The organism is Pseudocitrobacter faecalis (genome assembly GCF_965231525.1).
Lineage (GTDB): Bacteria > Pseudomonadota > Gammaproteobacteria > Enterobacterales > Enterobacteriaceae > Pseudocitrobacter > Pseudocitrobacter faecalis.
Genome location: NZ_CBDDNJ010000002.1, coordinates 39,034 through 56,323, shown reverse-complemented (window position 1 = coordinate 56,323; position 17,290 = coordinate 39,034). Strand labels below are relative to the sequence as shown.

Annotated in this window: 19 protein-coding genes; 6 read left to right on the top strand and 13 right to left on the bottom strand. The window is 53.6% G+C overall.

The window, feature by feature from the left end; genetic code table 11:
• Window positions 1-33: 33 nt before the first annotated feature.
• From ACOXYR_RS00885 to zapE, 8 genes are all read right to left on the bottom strand, one after another.
• On the bottom strand, window positions 34-1,524 hold the full coding sequence (locus tag ACOXYR_RS00885; protein WP_108474941.1) for an MFS transporter: 1,491 nt from the start codon (window positions 1,522-1,524) through the stop codon (window positions 34-36).
• A gap of 191 nt (window positions 1,525-1,715) precedes the next feature.
• Window positions 1,716-2,609: an N-acetylneuraminate lyase gene (gene nanA, locus ACOXYR_RS00880; protein ID WP_421355434.1), complete on the bottom strand. Its 894-nt coding sequence runs from the start codon at window positions 2,607-2,609 to the stop codon at window positions 1,716-1,718.
• Between the two features lie 134 nt (window positions 2,610-2,743).
• Window positions 2,744-3,517, bottom strand: coding sequence for a transcriptional regulator NanR (gene nanR, locus ACOXYR_RS00875; RefSeq protein ID WP_108474939.1), 774 nt, complete (start codon window positions 3,515-3,517; stop codon window positions 2,744-2,746).
• 137 nt (window positions 3,518-3,654) lie between these two features.
• Window positions 3,655-4,146 carry a ClpXP protease specificity-enhancing factor gene (sspB, locus tag ACOXYR_RS00870; RefSeq protein WP_015962806.1) on the bottom strand — a complete coding sequence of 164 codons (492 nt, stop codon included), beginning with the start codon at window positions 4,144-4,146 and terminating at the stop codon, window positions 3,655-3,657.
• Window positions 4,147-4,150: 4 nt separating this feature from the next.
• The gene (gene sspA / locus ACOXYR_RS00865) at window positions 4,151-4,789 is read right to left on the bottom strand and encodes a stringent starvation protein SspA (RefSeq protein ID WP_108474938.1); all 639 of its coding nucleotides are present in this window, start codon (window positions 4,787-4,789) and stop codon (window positions 4,151-4,153) included.
• 339 nt (window positions 4,790-5,128) lie between these two features.
• Window positions 5,129-5,521: a 30S ribosomal protein S9 gene (gene rpsI / locus ACOXYR_RS00860; protein WP_000829818.1), complete on the bottom strand. Its 393-nt coding sequence runs from the start codon at window positions 5,519-5,521 to the stop codon at window positions 5,129-5,131.
• Window positions 5,522-5,536: 15 nt separating this feature from the next.
• The gene (gene rplM, locus ACOXYR_RS00855; RefSeq protein ID WP_015962804.1) at window positions 5,537-5,965 is read right to left on the bottom strand and encodes a 50S ribosomal protein L13; all 429 of its coding nucleotides are present in this window, start codon (window positions 5,963-5,965) and stop codon (window positions 5,537-5,539) included.
• A 346-nt stretch (window positions 5,966-6,311) separates the two neighbouring features.
• Window positions 6,312-7,439: a cell division protein ZapE gene (gene zapE, locus ACOXYR_RS00850; protein WP_189624230.1), complete on the bottom strand. Its 1,128-nt coding sequence runs from the start codon at window positions 7,437-7,439 to the stop codon at window positions 6,312-6,314.
• 196 nt (window positions 7,440-7,635) lie between these two features.
• Between zapE and zapG the strand changes: the two genes are divergently transcribed.
• The 3 genes from zapG to degS all read left to right on the top strand — a co-directional run bounded on the left by zapG (window position 7,636) and on the right by degS (window position 10,725).
• Window positions 7,636-8,034, top strand: coding sequence for a Z-ring associated protein ZapG (gene zapG, locus ACOXYR_RS00845; protein ID WP_015962802.1), 399 nt, complete (start codon window positions 7,636-7,638; stop codon window positions 8,032-8,034).
• 171 nt (window positions 8,035-8,205) lie between these two features.
• Window positions 8,206-9,573, top strand: a complete 1,368-nt coding sequence (gene degQ, locus ACOXYR_RS00840) for a serine endoprotease DegQ (protein WP_113858888.1) — start codon at window positions 8,206-8,208, stop codon at window positions 9,571-9,573.
• Window positions 9,574-9,660: 87 nt separating this feature from the next.
• A complete protein-coding gene (gene degS / locus ACOXYR_RS00835) occupies window positions 9,661-10,725 on the top strand; it encodes an outer membrane-stress sensor serine endopeptidase DegS (RefSeq protein WP_015962800.1) in 1,065 nt (354 codons plus the stop codon).
• A 45-nt stretch (window positions 10,726-10,770) separates the two neighbouring features.
• On the opposite strand, the gene mdh is transcribed toward degS, so the two are convergent.
• Window positions 10,771-11,709 carry a malate dehydrogenase gene (gene mdh / locus ACOXYR_RS00830; RefSeq protein WP_421355435.1) on the bottom strand — a complete coding sequence of 313 codons (939 nt, stop codon included), beginning with the start codon at window positions 11,707-11,709 and terminating at the stop codon, window positions 10,771-10,773.
• A gap of 457 nt (window positions 11,710-12,166) precedes the next feature.
• Here mdh and argR point away from each other — a divergent pair, with 457 nt between their 5' ends.
• From argR to yhcN (ACOXYR_RS00815), 3 genes are all read left to right on the top strand, one after another.
• Window positions 12,167-12,637, top strand: coding sequence for a transcriptional regulator ArgR (gene argR / locus ACOXYR_RS00825; RefSeq protein ID WP_015962796.1), 471 nt, complete (start codon window positions 12,167-12,169; stop codon window positions 12,635-12,637).
• A 376-nt stretch (window positions 12,638-13,013) separates the two neighbouring features.
• Window positions 13,014-13,277, top strand: a complete 264-nt coding sequence (gene yhcN / locus ACOXYR_RS00820) for a peroxide/acid stress response protein YhcN (protein ID WP_108474933.1) — start codon at window positions 13,014-13,016, stop codon at window positions 13,275-13,277.
• Between the two features lie 107 nt (window positions 13,278-13,384).
• Window positions 13,385-13,648 carry a peroxide/acid stress response protein YhcN gene (gene yhcN, locus ACOXYR_RS00815; RefSeq protein WP_015962794.1) on the top strand — a complete coding sequence of 88 codons (264 nt, stop codon included), beginning with the start codon at window positions 13,385-13,387 and terminating at the stop codon, window positions 13,646-13,648.
• Window positions 13,649-13,700: 52 nt separating this feature from the next.
• Here the strand turns inward: yhcN (ACOXYR_RS00815) and ACOXYR_RS00810 are convergent, their stop codons facing one another.
• The 4 genes from ACOXYR_RS00810 to aaeX all read right to left on the bottom strand — a co-directional run bounded on the left by ACOXYR_RS00810 (window position 13,701) and on the right by aaeX (window position 17,203).
• The gene (locus ACOXYR_RS00810; RefSeq protein ID WP_113858887.1) at window positions 13,701-13,976 is read right to left on the bottom strand and encodes a barstar family protein; all 276 of its coding nucleotides are present in this window, start codon (window positions 13,974-13,976) and stop codon (window positions 13,701-13,703) included.
• A 110-nt stretch (window positions 13,977-14,086) separates the two neighbouring features.
• Window positions 14,087-16,054, bottom strand: coding sequence for a p-hydroxybenzoic acid efflux pump subunit AaeB (gene aaeB / locus ACOXYR_RS00805; protein ID WP_108474931.1), 1,968 nt, complete (start codon window positions 16,052-16,054; stop codon window positions 14,087-14,089).
• A 5-nt stretch (window positions 16,055-16,059) separates the two neighbouring features.
• Window positions 16,060-16,992: a p-hydroxybenzoic acid efflux pump subunit AaeA gene (gene aaeA / locus ACOXYR_RS00800; protein ID WP_189624232.1), complete on the bottom strand. Its 933-nt coding sequence runs from the start codon at window positions 16,990-16,992 to the stop codon at window positions 16,060-16,062.
• A gap of 7 nt (window positions 16,993-16,999) precedes the next feature.
• Window positions 17,000-17,203, bottom strand: coding sequence for a p-hydroxybenzoic acid efflux pump operon protein AaeX (gene aaeX, locus ACOXYR_RS00795; protein ID WP_015962790.1), 204 nt, complete (start codon window positions 17,201-17,203; stop codon window positions 17,000-17,002).
• Window positions 17,204-17,290 lie beyond the last annotated feature (87 nt).

Here is a 17,290-nt window from a genome sequence, read left to right as displayed (position 1 = left end):
GGTAAAACGCCCGGCATGCGCCGGGCTCCCTGGTTAACTTTTACTTTTTACTAACCCGCTTTTATTCGCGCCAAACGGTACGGCACCGCTGAACGGTTTTCCGTCGATGGCATCGTGTGTACGTAGCGCTTCCGGGCGGATCCAACGCTGAACGCGCGTGGGCATATCAAGACCGATCAACAGGATCACCACAAACGTCAGGCTGAAGGAGAGTGAGCCCAGCGCAGTACCCAAATCCAGCCGTTGGGCGATCAACGCCCCGAGGATCGGTGCCAGCGCGCCGCCTAACGCCCCGACGTTGTAAGTAAAGCCGAGCCCCGCCGCACGTTGATCTGTTTCGAAATACCCACCAATCAGTTTCGGTAAGATCCCGGAGATCCCCTGCCCCAGCATTTGCTGGAAAAAGAGCAGAAAACCGAGCACCCACACGCTGGAGCCGCCAATCGCAAATACTGGAATGATCAGCAACTGCGAAGCCAGCAGGCTACAGACGTACGCTTTACGGGTACCCAACCAGTCACCGAGGAACCCGCCCACGCAGCAGCCTACCGCCGCGCCAAATCCACTGAAGAACAGGACGTTCGCCACCGTATGCGGATCATAGGCCAGCTCGGTTTTCAGATAGGTCGGCAGCAGTGCCTGAATCGGCCAGGAGTAGAGGAACGCAAACAGCACAACCACCATCAGCATGACACCAGTCGGCCAGCGTTTACCGCTGCTTTGCACCATAAAGCTGATAAAGATAATGGCGCAGACAAGACCCAGCAGCGCCACCAGCCCGGCAATACGCGCTTCACCCGCAAAGCAGTACCACAGCGACGCCCCTGCAACACAGGTCATGATGATATTCATGACCCGGTACTGGCCGCGATAGAGGATATCGACCATCGTGCGTACCGGGGCTTTGCCTTCGTGTTTCGCTTTCCAGTCTTCCGCTTCCGGGATGTTTTTACGCAGCCAGAGCGCAAAGACAATCGGTACGATGCCGATGAAAAACAGCGCGCGCCAGCCCCAGACGGGTACCACCAGGCTGTAGACTTGTGCGGCAACGACGGCACCGACAGAGAAGCCAGAAATCAGGAAGCCGCTGGCTTTATTGCGTAGCTGTTTCGGCCAGCTTTCAATCACATAGGTCGCGCTGGAACCGTATTCCCCCGCCATCCCCATGCCGATCACCAGACGGGCGATAAACAGCGAGGTGTAGCCCGGAGCAAAGCCGCAGGCGAGCGTGCCCGCCGAGAAAAGAATAATGCTGGTGACCATCGCCAGGCGGCGGCCATAGCGGTCACCCATTGCGCCCAGCATCAGACCACCGAACCAACGTGAGATAAAGGCGGCGGAAATCAAACTTGCCGCCTGTACGGTGGTTAAACCGAATTCACCCTGCACTTCGGTTAACACCAGGGCGATTAAGACAAAATCAAAACCATCAAGCAAATACCCCAACCAGGCGGCGGAAAAAGCCCGCCATTGTGCCCGATTGAGATGGCGATACCACGGGATATTCTGGGTTGTTGTACTCATGGTGAGTCTCCCGCGGTGGGCTTATGCCCACGCGCTTTGGTATGAATGTGTTTGGATGGATACGGTTCCCGCCTCACCCCGGCCCTCTCCCTCAGGGGGAGGGAGAAAACCTGCGCAGTTCTTAAAGCTGGGTACATACCGTCCCCTCTCCCTTGAGGGAGAGGGTTAGGGTGAGGGGAGCGGCCAAAAACTCAGCCCCGCTCCTGCATCAGCTTCTGCGCCAGCGATTTCAGCTCCGGCAGGTATTTCTCGTCCACCGGGGCGAACGGTTTGCGGCACAGCGGTACAGCGACCACATCCATGTAATGCAGAACCGTTTTCAGCCCGCGGAAGACACCCACTTTGATCAGCAGGTCAATGACCTTGTTGCATTCGCGCTGCAACTGCTGTGCCTTTGCGATGTCGCCCTCTTTTAACGCCTGCGCGATCCCCATGTAGCGCCAGCCCATGATGTTGTAGGTGCTGCCGATCCCACCGTCTGCTCCCGCCAGCAGGCCAGAGGCAAAGATCTCGTCGTAACCGTTGTAAAGCACCAGATCCGGATGCGCGCGGCGGATCTGTTCCATCTGATATAGATCGCCTGAGGTTTGTTTCAGCGCGCCGACGCCCGGTAACGTCACCAGCGTGTTGATTTGATCCAGCGTCAGTTTTACACCACTCAGCGCCGGAATGTTGTAGACCACCATCGGTAATCCATCAGCCGAGTCGATAATTGCGCGATAGTGATCGCAGTGTTCTTCAAAACTAAACGGGTAGTAGAACGGCGTCACTGCAGATACCGCATCGAAACCATACCGTTTTGCCGCAGCCGCCAGTTGCTGGCTTTCCGCCGTGCTAACGCAGCCGACATGAGCAATCAGGGTGATTTTGCCTTTCCCCTCTTCCGCCACAATTTCAAGCACCTCTTCACGCTCGGCCAGGCTCTGAATAAACGCTTCTCCGGTCGATCCCCCCACGTAGACACCGTCAATGCCCTGCTCAATATTGAAGCGCACCAGGCGACGCAGGCTCTCTTTATCAATCTTTTGCTGGGCGTCGAAAGGGGTGAGAAGCGCGGGCATTACGCCCCGTAAGTTGCTAGCCATACATACCTCGTAGTGATGTTTAATCGGATTAACTATGTACCTTTATACCTGTTATACCAGATCGCTTTTGCAGCAGCGTAATACGGAAAGCTTATTGTGCGATCGACTTCACTAAATCGATCGCCGGGATGGGATCACTTACGGGATTTTTTAGCTTTGCCGAAGGCGTGCCAGGTGGCAGAGACGCTGTTGAGGTGGGTTTGCAAAGCACGATCTGCTTCATCCGGATCGTGGGCGCGGATGGCGTCAACAATGGCGATATGCTGTTGATAGCTCACGCTGTTGTGCTCGTGGAGTTCCTGATCCGCGACTTTCGGGCGGGCGGCAATCAGCCAGTCGAGAAGCGCGACATGAATAGCCATAAAGATAGGGTTGCCGGGAATTTCCGCCAGCACGCGATGGAAGTCGACGTCCGAGCGGATAAACTGCGCATTATCATCCAGCGCCTGGCTGTTGATCTCCAGCGCTTTCACCAGCAGCGCAATTTGCTCATCGGTGGCGTGTTCGGCGGCATAGCGCACCAGGCTTGATTCAAAGAACAGGCGAAGTTGTTCGAAGTGTGCAATACCGCCAGGGTGCGAGAGGAAATCTTTCGCCATACCGGAGAGCTCGCCAATGATGGTGTCCGCCGACGGGCGCGATACGCGCGCGCGCTCACCGTTGTTAATCTGCACCAGCCCTTTGCGTTTCAGCGCAGCCAGCGCTTCCCGCACCGAGGGGCGACCAACGTTGAAGAATGCCATCAGTTCGCGCTCAGACGGTAACTGTTCCCCCTCGCCAAACTCACGACGGCGGATCATCTGTTCCAGCTCTTCTTCCACCATCTCAGACAGTTTTTTACGCGCCAGCGGGCGGCGGCGCAGGCTGTTGCCGATGGTGTCTTCTGAGTTAGAGTCAAATGCGCTCATAGGTACCGTTTAACCTGGAAAGATGAGGAAATTTCACTGAATTTTCATCATATCACAAAATGTGAGGCTGAAATGAGCACAGAGGGATGGACGGTGGATGAAAAAAAACAGACCCGTGCGGATCTGTTTTTAGGGGGTTACTTCACGACGCGAAGCGCCGGGCGGCCACCGCGCGGCGGCGGGGTATCGTCCGGATCGGTGTCGTCATCGTGATCCGGCTTATCACCGTCGATGACCGACATCACCGTTTCATTTTCAACCACTTCGAGGTCGTCGTTGTAGCCTTCCGCATCTTCGTCGTAGGCCGTTTCCGGTTCGAACATGGTGCCTGCACCGTTTTCACGTGCGTAGATAGCCAGCACGGCGGCCAGCGGCACGGAAACATTGCGCGGAACGCCGCCGAAGCGGGCGTTGAAGCGAACTTCATCGTTCGCCAGCTCCAGGTTGCCCACCGCGCGTGGCGCGATGTTCAGGACGATCTGGCCGTCACGGGCGTACTCCATTGGCACCTGAACGCCTGGTTGCATGACATCAACGACCAAATGCGGCGTAAGCTGGTTGTCCAGCAGCCACTCGTAAAACGCACGAAGCAGATACGGGCGGCGCGGAGAAAGCTGTGACACATCCATTCAATTAACCCCGGCCAAGGCGCATTTCGCGCTCGGCTTCCGTTAAGGAGGCAAGGAAAGAATCACGTTCGAAGACGCGGGTCATATAGCCTTTCAGCTCTTTCGCACCCGCACCGACCATTTCAATGCCCATCACCGGCAGACGCCACAGCAGCGGCGCCAGGTAGCAGTCGACCAGACTGAACTCATCGCTCAGGAAGTACGGCTTCTGGGTGAAGACCGGCGCAATCGCCAGCAGCTCTTCACGCAGCTGTTTACGCGCAGCATCAGCCTGAGCCGCAGAGCCCGTCATCACGACGTTCATCAGCGTGTACCAGTCTTTCTCGATACGTTGCATGTACAGACGGCTCTCACCGCGAGCAACCGGGTAAACCGGCATCAGCGGTGGATGCGGGAAACGCTCATCCAGGTATTCCATAATGATGCGGGATTCCCACAGAGTCAGTTCGCGATCTACCAGTGTCGGAACGCTTTGATTCGGGTTGAGGTCAATCAGATCCTGCGGTGGATTGTCCTTTTCCACGTGCTCTATCTCAAAGCTGACACCTTTTTCAGCCAGCACGATGCGGACCTGATGGCTATAAATGTCAGTAGGACCAGAAAACAGCGTCATTACCGAACGTTTGTTGGCAGCGACAGCCATGAAAACCTCCAGGTATATTCAGAATTTTTACTGCTACCAGCCACACGGTGGCTAGCCAGAAGTGTGTCCCCATCCTGCGTTGAGTGGCATTCCTGCTTGCAAACCAAACAAAAATTGAACAATCACCCGCATTTGGGCAGAAAATTGGAGAATAGTTTACCAGATTTTGCACGGCTTGTGGTGAGTCGATTCTGGAAATCCGGAAAAAGAGCCGTGAGATTGGCGTTGGCCATAGCTTTTCCACCCTACAAATACGCGTGTAGCGTAACTGTTCAGGCATAAAAAAACCCGCCGAAGCGGGTTTTTGCGCAAATTGTTGTCTGCGTAAGCAGAAACCAATTAACGTTTGGAGAACTGAGGACGACGACGTGCTTTACGCAGGCCGACTTTCTTACGTTCAACCTGACGAGCATCACGGGTAACGAAGCCAGCTTTACGCAGTTCGCTACGCAGGGACTCATCATACTCCATCAGAGCGCGGGTGATACCGTGACGGATCGCACCAGCCTGACCAGAGATACCACCACCTTTAACGGTGATGTACAGATCCAGTTTCTCAACCATGTCGACCAGTTCCAGCGGCTGACGAACTACCATGCGAGCAGTTTCACGACCGAAGTACTGTTCCAGAGAACGTTGGTTGATAACGATTTTGCCGTTGCCCGGTTTGATGAAAACGCGAGCTGCGGAACTTTTGCGGCGACCAGTGCCGTAGTATTGATTTTCAGCCATTGCCTATAATCCCGATTAGATGTCAAGAACTTGCGGTTGCTGTGCCGCGTGGTTGTGCTCGGTACCCGCGTAAACTTTCAGTTTACGGAACATAGCACGACCCAGCGGGCCTTTTGGCAGCATGCCTTTAACCGCGATTTCAATCACACGCTCAGGACGGCGGGCAATCATCTCTTCAAAGGTCGCTTCTTTGATACCACCGATGTGGCCGGTGTGGTGATAGTACATTTTGTCAGTACGCTTGTTGCCGGTTACAGCAACTTTGTCAGCGTTCAGAACGATGATGTAATCACCGGTATCTACGTGCGGAGTGTATTCCGCTTTATGCTTACCGCGCAGGCGACGAGCCAGTTCAGTAGCCAGACGGCCCAGAGTTTTACCGGTCGCGTCAACAACATACCAGTCACGTTGAACGGTTTCTGGTTTAGCTGTAAAAGTTTTCATTAAAAGCTTACCCAAATAAATAAGTTACACGTTGGTGAACACCCAAACGTTTTGTCAGTTGAGGTTCACACGACATTGTCCAGCAAACCTACCCCTTCGAATAGCCTATGCCGGCGCAGAGAAAGTTTTGGGAAAAAAACCTTCTTGTAACGTGGGGTCGCAAGATTATAGAGAAGTCGGGGTTAAAGATCGACCCTTATTTGTGATTTTGATGGGGAGGTTTTAATAGGGGGGGTGCGGCATGATGCCCTCACCCCGGCCCTCTCCCACAGGGAGAGGGAGAAAACCTCACTCACGTAACCTCTGGGCACAATCCCTCCCCTCTCCCACTGGGGAAAGGGGGCATTTATGGCATATGAGGCCGTTTTAAATACTCTTCGCTCTGCATTTCCTGTAAGCGCGACAAACAGCGCTGGAACTCAAACTTTAAGCGTTCGCCCTGATAAATGTCGTACAGCGGTACTTCCGCGCTCACCACCAGCTTCACGTGTCGCTCATAAAACTCATCCACCAGCGCAATAAAACGACGTGCTTCGCTCTCCTGCATTGACGTCATAACGGGCACATCAAAAAGCATTACCGTATGGAACAGGCGCGAAAGCGCGATGTAGTCGTGCTGGCTGCGCGCATCAACACACAACGTCGTAAAGGAAACCGCCAGCGTTTGATTCTCAACACCCAGCGTTGGCAATGGCCGGTGGTTAATCTCAAGCTCTGGCGCATGCTCGCGCCTGGCACCTGCCAGTGCCAGCCACAGTTTATCCATCTCGACGCGCGTTTCGTCGTTCAGCGGCGAGAGCCACAGATGCGCCTGTGTTAACGTGCGCAGACGGTAATCTACCCCCGCGTCGACGTTCATTATGTCGCAGTGCGCTTTAATGGCGTCGATGGCCGGCAGGAAGCGCGCGCGCTGCAAGCCGTTGCGGTAAAGCTCGTCCGGCGGGATATTCGACGTCGCAACCAGCGTAATGCCGCGCGAGAACAGCGCTTTCATCAGGCCGCCAAGCAGCATGGCGTCAGTGATATCCGAGACAAAAAACTCGTCAAAGCAGAGTACATCCGTTTCCGCTTTAAAACGTTCGGCGACGATTTCCAGCGGGTCGCTATGCCCCTGAAGCTGCGTCAGTTCTTCATGCACTCGCAGCATAAAGCGGTGAAAGTGCAGACGCTGTTTACGTTCGCCCGGCAGGCTATGATAGAACATGTCCATCAGCCAGGTTTTCCCCCGACCAACCCCGCCCCACATATATAAGCCGCGAACCGGCGTGCTCGTACCCGCCTCTCGTTTACCAAGAAATTTTCCGAATTTTGCCATCAGGCCACCGCTGCTTTGGGCTGGCTGCGTTCGATTAGCGAGCAGTTCCTGGTAGATGGTATCGAGGCGATTTACCGCCTCACGCTGGACATCATCAGGCTGATGGGTGCCCTCTTCGAGGGCCTGAAGATAACGCGATGTGGGGGACAGGCTTTGCATGATCTAATTGTTATTCCTTTGAAAACCGGTATGTCTTACTTCACGATTGGTGAAAAAAGTGCCGTTCTACACTACGCGATGATACGCCAGGATTCCACTTCTGCGGAATAAGCGGTTATAGTGGCAGTATCTGGTACAGGCAAGGAGCGCCTGGTCACCAATACCCTACGGAACCACAAAACAATGGGAGATGTTCATGACCTGGGAATATGCGCTAATTGGGCTCGTTGTCGGCATTATTATCGGTGCTGTGGCCATGCGTTTCGGTAATCGCAAATTGCGTCAACAACAGGCCCTGCAGTACGAGCTGGAAAAAAATAAAGCCGAACTGGAAGAGTACCGCGAAGAGTTAGTCAGCCATTTTGCGCGCAGTGCGGAATTGCTGAACAACATGGCGGACGACTATCGTCAGCTCTATCAGCACATGGCGAAAAGCTCAAGCAGCCTGCTGCCTGAAATGAGCGCAGAGTCTAATCCGTTCCGCAATCGTCTGGCTGAATCTGAAGCCGGTAACGACCAGGCGCCGGTACAAATGCCGCGTGACTACTCAGAAGGTGCTTCCGGCCTGCTGCGTAGCGGTGCAAAACGCGACTAACCCGCTGACGACGTTTTTATTTTACGGGCGTACGCGTTGCGCCCGTCACTTCTCTCCCCCTCCGACTATATTTAGTCAATATCCACATTGTTCCCCCGATAAAAATTCAATAACATCAGTCTGTTTCGGGAAGCATTGTCCTTACACCTCAGGTTATGAGAGCCAGCACCAATGAATAAAAAAACTTTGCTGTTGAGTGCGTTAGCGTTAAGTGTCGGCCTGTCCTTTGCCGTGCCTCAGGTGGCCAGCGCGTCGATTCCCACTCAGGTACCTGGCCAGGGCGCACTGCCAAGCCTCGCACCGATGCTGGAAAAAGTGCTGCCCGCGGTAGTCAGCGTGCAGGTGGAAGGTACCGCTACGCCGAGTCAGCGCGTGCCGGAAGAGCTAAAAAAATTCTTCGGTGAAGAAGGCGGCAACGAACCGGCGCAACCGTTCGAAGGCTTAGGGTCTGGTGTCATCATTGATGCGGCGAAAGGCTACGTCTTAACCAACAACCACGTCATCAGCCAGGCGCAAAAAATCAGTATCCAGCTCAATGATGGCCGCGAGTTCGATGCCAAACTGATTGGCAGCGACGATCAGAGCGACATCGCCCTGCTACAAATTCAGGGCGGCAGTAAACTCACACAAATCGCTATTGCCGACTCCGATAAACTGCGCGTCGGCGATTTCGCCGTCGCCGTCGGCAACCCTTTCGGGCTGGGGCAAACCGCCACTTCCGGAATTGTTTCAGCGTTAGGGCGGAGCGGGCTGAACCTCGAAGGGCTGGAAAACTTTATTCAGACCGATGCCTCAATTAACCGTGGGAACTCCGGCGGCGCATTGCTGAACCTCAACGGCGAGCTGATCGGCATTAACACCGCGATTCTCGCCCCTGGCGGCGGCAGCGTCGGGATTGGCTTCGCCATCCCCAGCAATATGGCACAAATACTGGCGAAACAGCTGATTCAGTTTGGCGAAATCAAACGCGGGCTTCTCGGTATTCGCGGCATGGAAATGAGCGCCGATATTGCCAAAGCGTTTAACCTCAATGTGCAGCGCGGGGCGTTTGTCAGCGAAGTCTTGCCAAACTCCGGCTCGGCGAAAGCGGGCGTGAAATCAGGCGACGTGATTGTTAGCCTGAATGGCAAAGCGCTGAGCAGCTTTGCTGAACTGCGCTCACGCATTGCTACCACCGAACCCGGCTCAAAAGTGAAGCTGGGGCTGCTGCGCGATGGCAAACCGCTGGAAGTCGAAGTCACACTGGATAAAAGCACCTCAGCGACCGCCAGCGCGGAAATGATCGCCCCGCAGCTACAGGGGGCGTCATTGAGCGACGGTCAGTTGAAAGACGGCACCAAAGGCATCGTCATCAGCGACGTGGAAAAAGGCAGCGCAGCGGCGCAGGTTGGCCTGCATAAAGATGATGTCATCATCGGTATTAACCGCCAGCGCACGCAGTCCATCGCGGATATGCGCAAAGTGCTGGAGACCAAACCGTCGGTGATTGCCCTGAACGTGATGCGCGGCGAAGAGAGCATTTATCTCTTACTGCGTTAACCGTCTTACGCTGGACATCGCGCAGCGTGTGATGTCCAGCGAAGTCGTGGTATGCTGCGAACGTTTATTCATCAACGATACCTGATCATGCTTGCAAAGCTTTTACGTTCTGTCGCAATTGGTTTTATTGTCGGTGGCATTTTGCTCGCCGCGATGCCCTCTTTACGCAAGTGGACCACCGCGACCACCACGCTCACCAGCTCGGATGAATCCCCCGCCAGCTATAACCAGGCTGTGCGTCGTGCTGCGCCTGCGGTCGTTAATGTCTATAACCGTGGCCTGAACAGCACCGGGCAGAATCAGCTTGAGATCCGCACGCTCGGCTCCGGGGTGATCATGGACGAGCGCGGGTATATCGTGACCAACAAGCATGTCATTAACGATGCCGATCAAATCATCGTCGCGTTGCAGGATGGCCGTGTATTCGAAGCGCTACTGGTTGGCTCCGATACGCTTACCGACCTCGCGGTGCTGAAAATTAACGCCACCGGGGGCCTGCCGGTTATCCCCATCAACCCGAAGCGTGTGCCGCACATTGGCGATGTGGTGCTGGCGATAGGTAACCCTTACAACCTGGGGCAGACCATTACGCAGGGCATCATCAGCGCCACCGGGCGTATCGGCCTGAACCCGACCGGACGACAGAATTTCCTGCAAACAGATGCCTCTATTAACCACGGTAACTCCGGCGGCGCGCTGATTAACTCGCTGGGCGAACTGATGGGTATCAATACCCTCTCGTTCGATAAGAGTAACGATGGCGAAACGCCGGAAGGCTTAAGCTTCGCCATCCCGTTCCAGCTGGCAACTAAAATCATGGATAAACTGATCCGCGATGGCCGCGTGATCCGTGGATATATTGGGATCGGCGGACGTGAGATCGCCCCGCTGCATGCACAGGGCGGCGGTATGGATCAGATCCAGGGGATCGTGGTAAACGAAGTCACCGCAGGCGGCCCGGCCGCGCAAGCCGGCATTCAGGTAAATGACGTAATCACGTCGGTGAACGGCAAACCGGCACTCTCCGCGCTGGAAACCATGGATCAGGTGGCTGAAATCCGCCCAGGTTCGGAAATCCCGGTTGAAGTGATGCGCGATGATAAAAAACTCACGCTGAAGGTAACGATTCAGGAGTATCCGGCGTCGAACTAACAGACACAAAAAAGGGCCTCGCGGCCCTTTTTTTCATGCTTTACATCACTTATTCACAAACTCTTCGCCAAGCGTAATATCTTTTCTCAGCGTATCCAGCATACCTTCCAGCGCCTGTTGTTCAAACGCGCTCAGCTTGCCAATGGACTGACGCTCTTCCACACCGTTTTTGCCCAGCAGCAGTGGCTGGGAGAAGAAACGCGCGTACTGGCCATCACCTTCAACATAAGCACATTCAACAATGCCTTTCTCGCCCTGCAGGGCACGAACCAGAGAAAGACCTAAACGCGCAGCCGCCTGCCCCATCGACAGAGTTGCAGAGCCGCCACCGGCTTTGGCTTCGACCACTTCCGTACCCGCATTCTGGATACGTTTGGTAAGGTCGGCCACTTCCTGATCGCTAAAGGAAACGCCAGGGATTTGCGACAGCAACGGCAGAATGGTCACGCCAGAGTGGCCGCCAATCACCGGCACTTCCACTTCCGTCGCTTTTTTACCTTTCAACTCCGCCACAAACGTATTTGAGCGGATGATATCCAGCGTGGTCACGCCGAACAGTTTGTTCTTATCGTAAACGCCCGCTTTTTTCAGCACTTCTGTCGCAATGGCAACGGTCGTGTTGACCGGGTTAGTAATGATACCAATGCAGGCTTTTGGTGCGGTTTTCGCCACCTGCTGCACCAGGTTCTTCACGATCCCGGCATTGACGTTAAACAGATCGGAGCGATCCATACCCGGTTTGCGCGCGACGCCCGCAGAGATCAGTACCACATCCGCACCTTCCAGCGCCGGAGAAGCATCTTCACCTGAGAAGCCTGTGATCTTCACATCGGTCGGGATATGACTGAGATCGACTGCCACGCCTGGCGTAACAGGGGCGATATCATAGAGAGTGAGTTCTGAGCCTGAAGGTAGTTGGGTCTTAAGTAGTAGGGCAAGTGCCTGACCGATACCGCCGGCGGCACCAAGGACTGCAACTTTCATCCGAAACTCCTTATTATGGTTAATGTCATTCAGGGTGACCTGTCATGTACCGCAAAACCGACGCAGGGCACTGCCTGTTATACTCCGTTGCGGCGACCTTAATTCACGGTGTAAATAATTACAATCTAATTGCTTACAGAATGAGGGGTATTTAGCAGCCTTGCTACAAAATTGCTCATTCGTTTACCGGGAAAGGCCTTTTTCACGTAACCAAATCCACATCAACTATCCCTTAAACTATAACCAGTGATCTGGTTAAAACAACATCATTTTCATAACATTTAATTTACTTTTAACCTTATTTGCAGGGCGTGATATAGGCATGTTTATTAATAGTAAATTTTGCTAAGATCCGCCCCTTCTCGCGATTATTATCCGCCTTTTTTGCAGATTATTTGCATAAAAATGCATTTATATGCATAATAATGTTAATTTCATCACCATATACGGGTGACTTATGCGAAGTTCGACCAAACAAGAAGAATTAGTGAAAGCGTTTAAAGCGCTGTTAAAGGAAGAAAAGTTTAGCTCTCAGGGAGAGATCGTCCAGGCGCTGCAGGAGGAAGGATTCGAGAATATTAATCAATCCAAAGTCTCCCGCATGCTAACCAAGTTTGGCGCGGTTCGTACCCGCAACGCCAAGATGGAGATGGTTTACTGCCTGCCAGCTGAACTCGGCGTACCGACAACGTCCAGCCCGCTGAAAAATCTGGTGCTGGATATCGACTATAACGATGCGGTTGTCGTTATCCATACAAGCCCTGGTGCCGCACAGTTGATTGCCCGCCTGCTTGACTCTCTGGGTAAAGCGGAAGGGATCCTCGGCAGCATCGCCGGTGACGATACCATCTTTACCACTCCAGCCCGTGGCTTTACGGTTAAAGACCTGTACGAAGCCATTCTGGTTCTGTTCGAGCAAGAGCTGTAATCCCCCTTTCCTCTGGTCGCTGACCAGAGGATAATTCTTTTCTGCCGCTTCGTTTCCCCGATGTTCTGCCAATCCCTATTTTGCATTAAGTGCTAAAAATCGATTAAACCCATAGTTCCAGTGAATGCATCCATGCAAAATCGCACGAAAAATCAAATCACGCTATCCATATGATTTTCTTAGAATACACCTAAGGAAATAGCACTATTACACCATTTTTTATTTCATTTAGTCATAAAAAATAAATCCTTTAAAACAGATTTACGCTTGAAACCATTAGTCTGGTATTAATTTTAGATGTGATTAGTGTATACTTAATTTCGTGATGAGGGTCACAAAACAAAGACCCTTTAAATAATTCGACGAGGTGTAGATCATGAAAATCAAAACAACTGTAGCCGCTCTGAGCATCCTTTCCGTTATCTCTTTTGGCGCCTTCGCCGCTGACTCTATCAACAGCGATCAAGCGCAAAATCGTCAGGCTATCGGCACGATTTCCGTCGGTGCAGTCGGTTCTTCTCCGATGGATATGCATGAGATGCTGAACAAGAAAGCGGAAGAACAGGGTGCCTCTTCTTACCGCATCATCGAAGCACGTACCGGTGACCACTGGCACGCAACGGCTGAACTGTACAAATAAGTTCGATTTAGTGAGTGAGTAAGATTTAGGTAAAAATATTTTCTACAGCGGTCCAGGAAGCCATGTTTTCTCCTCTCACCGCTGTCGCACATGGTGGAGTAAAAATTATGAAAAACGCAATGATCATCGCTTCTTTGGGTCTGGCTTCTGTTCTCTCTTTTGGTGCCAGCGCAGCTGAGCAAATTAGTGCAGAGCAAGCACAGAGCCTGCAATCTATGGGCACCGTTTCCGTATCCCAGGTCGGGAGTTCTCCGATGGATATGAATAGCGCATTATCAGCAAAAGCAGCGAAAGAAGGTGCAAGCGGCTACCGCATTATTGAAGCGCGTTCCGGTAATACCTGGCACGCCACAGCAGAACTGTACAAATAAACCCTCGTCGTCTTGTCCGACGACTTGCCCCCGCCATTACGCGGGGGCTTTTTTATGTCCGCGAAAGGTTAAAGCGCAGCATCCCTTCCAGCTCTTCCTCAGCTTCATCAAATAACAGTATCAGCGCACCGTAGCGCCGCTTCTGCTTCTCATCGAGATGCAGGAACTCTATCTCCAGGGGCAGCGGGAGCTGGCTGCCGGTCACCACATCCCACAATGAATCGAGATCGTGAACCAGCCCGCTCTTGAGTGTGAAGAGGCGTGTGAACTCCCGGTAAAAATCACCCTGATTCTCTATTTCATCAAAATCAAAAGAATAGACTTCCATCGCCCGCCCTCCATTTTCCCGCCGCTATTATCCGCCTCTAAGTATAGCGATAAAAAAACCGACGCTGAGGGCGTCGGCTTTGACTAGAAGATAAATGTGATTGGGGATTGCTAGCTGTTCGTCAGTGCGCTCTGATACTTATGCAGCATCGCCACCAGCCGACCAACCGGTTCGGTGACCTGCGGCGAGGCATCCCAGATACGCAATTTTTCCTGATAAATATCTAACTCTTCCAATAAACGCAGGAAATAGCGGCGACGCTTATCATCGCTGCCTGCGGAGATCACGCTGTCCGCCGTGCGTCTGAGCTGGCGGTGAAACTCAGAGAGATCCTGATTCACCGGCACTGGCGCATCACGCAGACGCTGGTGCGCAATAATCAGCGACAACGCCAGGCGGAATTTAGCGATATCGTCAGGGAATTTATTCAGTAACAGGAAGAGTTGCTGATAGAGCGCCGGCAGATGGTTCTCTTTACGACGCGCAGAGTTAGTCGTCATTGCAGAAACCGCAGCCGACACAAACTGGTTCAGCAGCACGCGGCCCGTGCGTTCACGCGAATTATCGCGAATCAGCATAATCACCATCAGCGCCAGGAAACAGCCCACCAGCTGGCCCAGGGCACTATCGAGAAACTTACTGAACTCAAACGTCATCGGGTTATCGAGCACGATAATGTTAATGGTACTCGCCAGCGCACCCAGCGACCCCAGCCGCCGTTTCTGCACCTCGATACCAATAAAGAACGCCAGCACCGCAAGACTGATACAGAGTAATAGCATGCTTTGCTGCGTGGAGGGAATGATCACCAGGAAGAAGAGCGTTCCCAGCGGCAGCGCCAGCAGCGTGCCGTAAAGGAAGTCGACAGCGACCATGCGAGGGTTTGGTAAACGCATCGCCAGCGAGGTGACCACCGCAATCATTACCATCGCCCCGCTGCCAGATGTCCAGCCTGTCCACAGCCAGAAGAGCGTGCCCAGCACGCAGGAGACCGTCGTACGCCAGAAGTTAACCATCGCATGATGGCGTTCGGCTGACTCGGCTTTCACCACCACTTCGTCCTGAAGAATTTCTTCTTCGCGGGCGCTGATTTTGGTATTGCCAATTACGCCGCGCTTCAGCAGCAGGTAGCGCGTCGCCGTGCCTACCCAACCATAAATCGTTACCGGCGTACCGTGTTCACCTGTCCAGGCCATCACACGACGCATGCGTTTTAACTGACGATGTACATCCTGTACGGTCTCCACCGGCTCGGCGAAGAGCTCGCGATAGTCATCAGTAACCGTTTCCGGACGCGTGTTCTGAATAATGTAGGTTTCGCAAGCCTGGGTAATCATGGTCAGGGAAACCGTGTTCAACGCCTTTAAACGGCGATTCGCACGAGACCAGCGGGAAGATTCCATGCTCAGGTTGCTGCGCATCCCCCCCAAAGCCGCCGTGCGGCGCACCAGCCCGCTCCAGGCGCGGTCAACTTCTTCACTGTCGCCGTGCTTAATACACAACTGCATCAGGCGATATTGATCGATAAGTAGGTTATCCAGTTCAAGGTCGATCTCTTTTTTGATCGATCGCGGCGAGAAAAGCAGATCGGCCATGATCGCGCAGACGATACCAATGACGATCTCACTACAGCGCTCGACCGCAAATTGCGGCGTGAGGAGTGGTTCGGTCTGAATAGTGATAACAATAATCAGCGCTGTATAGCCCGCCAGCCCCCACGCGTAGGAGTTTTCGACGCGTACCAGCGAGGAGAGCCAGGTACAAAAACCGGCCCAGATGCAGCACACCAGAATCATCAGGAGCGGCGCGCGGATCATCACGATAATGATGGTTAACGCCGCAATACAGCCGATAAAGGTTCCGATAATACGCAGCATCCCGCGGTAGCGGATAGCGCCGGAATAGGGCTCGCCACCGGCGGCAAATGCTGGCCCTGCCGCGACGATCGCCGCCGTCAGAACCGCCCAGCGCGGCGTTTCCAGCTCAAAGTGGAAACCGACAAACAGCGCCAGCACAATCGCGCATGCCAGTTTAATGGCAAAGCGAATGTGCTGATTGGCAATGCTAAAAATACCCATAACGATTAACCGAACTCACGCAGACGCAGCGCCAGTTTCTGGAAGAAGGTCATGTTCTGCGCGTCCCGGTCTTTTTCACCGGTAATCACCACCGTTGCGGTTGTCCCGGCAGGCCAGATGTTATCCTGCTGCTCATCAAGATGAATGCGTACCGGCACACGCTGCGCCAGACGCACCCATTCAAGGTTGGAATCAATGGTCGCCATGCCTTTCGCGTCATTGCTGCTGCTGGCGTTGGTTACGCCCGCCGCGATACTATCGACGGTGCCTTTGATAACACGGTTGCTGCCAAGCGGGGTGACTTCCGCACGATAGCCTTTACGCACGCCTTCCAGCTTGGTTTCTTCCAGGTAGGCCAGCACGTAGAACGAATTCTTTTTCACCAGTGCGACCGCCGTGGAGCCACGGGTAATAAATTCGCCGTTGAAGACGTTGAGGTTAGTTACCCAGCCCGCCGCCGGTGCGCGAATAACGGTGCGGTCAAGGTCGAGGCGCGCAAGGTCGCGTGTCGCCTGTGCCTTGGCTAACTGATGCTCAACGGTTTGCAGGACGTTGTTGGCCTGGTCGATCTCCTCACGCGACATCGCCTGAATGCCTAACTGGTTACGACGTCCGGCTTCGCGGCGCTTCTCGCTGGCGAGCGCTTTGTAATACGCCACATCTGCTTCAGCTTCTTCCAGCGCTTTCTGATAACGTGGCTGGTCAATCGTGAACAATACCTGGTCTTTATTAACCAGTTGGTTATCCTTGACATTTACCTGCGTAATCAACCCGGAGACATCGGGCGCGATGGCGACCACGTCGGCGCTGAAACGCGCGTCACGCGTCCACGGCGACTCGGTGTAGTACACCCAGGCGCGGAAAATGGCGATAAAAGCCAGAATAACCAGTATCAGTGTGATGGCTGTACGGGAGATTTTTCTTATTAGCGTTTTCACATCTACCTCAAACGAACAAACGTGATATCAGATAAAAAAGACAGCAATACAATGCCGTATTGAACAGCGCAGGGTGCCAGACAAAGTCATAGATACCGGTTGGAATAAGCAGTCGCCTCACCCCCCAGAAGATGGCGAGTGACAATAGCAACTCAAAGAAGATCGGCGGGAATGACAGGCCGAAAATCACAATGACAGGAAACAGACTCATGTTGACCTTGGTTTAGACTAGCGTGCAGGTGAGAGTGCGCTTTAATTATTCAGCTAACAGTATATTAACGTAACTGTTATGCCGTTA

Coding starts and splice junctions, on each gene's coding strand:
- degS (WP_015962800.1), top strand. CDS start 9,661: ATGCTTGCAAAGCTTTTACGTTCTGTCGCAATTGGTTTTATTGTCGGT.
- aaeX (WP_015962790.1), bottom strand. CDS start 17,203: ATGAGTCTGTTTCCTGTCATTGTGATTTTCGGCCTGTCATTCCCGCCG.
- nanA (WP_421355434.1), bottom strand. CDS start 2,609: ATGGCTAGCAACTTACGGGGCGTAATGCCCGCGCTTCTCACCCCTTTC.
- degQ (WP_113858888.1), top strand. CDS start 8,206: ATGAATAAAAAAACTTTGCTGTTGAGTGCGTTAGCGTTAAGTGTCGGC.
- yhcN (WP_015962794.1), top strand. CDS start 13,385: ATGAAAAACGCAATGATCATCGCTTCTTTGGGTCTGGCTTCTGTTCTC.
- rpsI (WP_000829818.1), bottom strand. CDS start 5,521: ATGGCTGAAAATCAATACTACGGCACTGGTCGCCGCAAAAGTTCCGCA.
- yhcN (WP_108474933.1), top strand. CDS start 13,014: ATGAAAATCAAAACAACTGTAGCCGCTCTGAGCATCCTTTCCGTTATC.
- argR (WP_015962796.1), top strand. CDS start 12,167: ATGCGAAGTTCGACCAAACAAGAAGAATTAGTGAAAGCGTTTAAAGCG.
- zapE (WP_189624230.1), bottom strand. CDS start 7,439: ATGCAAAGCCTGTCCCCCACATCGCGTTATCTTCAGGCCCTCGAAGAG.
- ACOXYR_RS00885 (WP_108474941.1), bottom strand. CDS start 1,524: ATGAGTACAACAACCCAGAATATCCCGTGGTATCGCCATCTCAATCGG.
- sspA (WP_108474938.1), bottom strand. CDS start 4,789: ATGGCTGTCGCTGCCAACAAACGTTCGGTAATGACGCTGTTTTCTGGT.
- mdh (WP_421355435.1), bottom strand. CDS start 11,709: ATGAAAGTTGCAGTCCTTGGTGCCGCCGGCGGTATCGGTCAGGCACTT.
- nanR (WP_108474939.1), bottom strand. CDS start 3,517: ATGAGCGCATTTGACTCTAACTCAGAAGACACCATCGGCAACAGCCTG.
- ACOXYR_RS00810 (WP_113858887.1), bottom strand. CDS start 13,976: ATGGAAGTCTATTCTTTTGATTTTGATGAAATAGAGAATCAGGGTGAT.
- rplM (WP_015962804.1), bottom strand. CDS start 5,965: ATGAAAACTTTTACAGCTAAACCAGAAACCGTTCAACGTGACTGGTAT.
- sspB (WP_015962806.1), bottom strand. CDS start 4,146: ATGGATGTGTCACAGCTTTCTCCGCGCCGCCCGTATCTGCTTCGTGCG.
- zapG (WP_015962802.1), top strand. CDS start 7,636: ATGACCTGGGAATATGCGCTAATTGGGCTCGTTGTCGGCATTATTATC.
- aaeB (WP_108474931.1), bottom strand. CDS start 16,054: ATGGGTATTTTTAGCATTGCCAATCAGCACATTCGCTTTGCCATTAAA.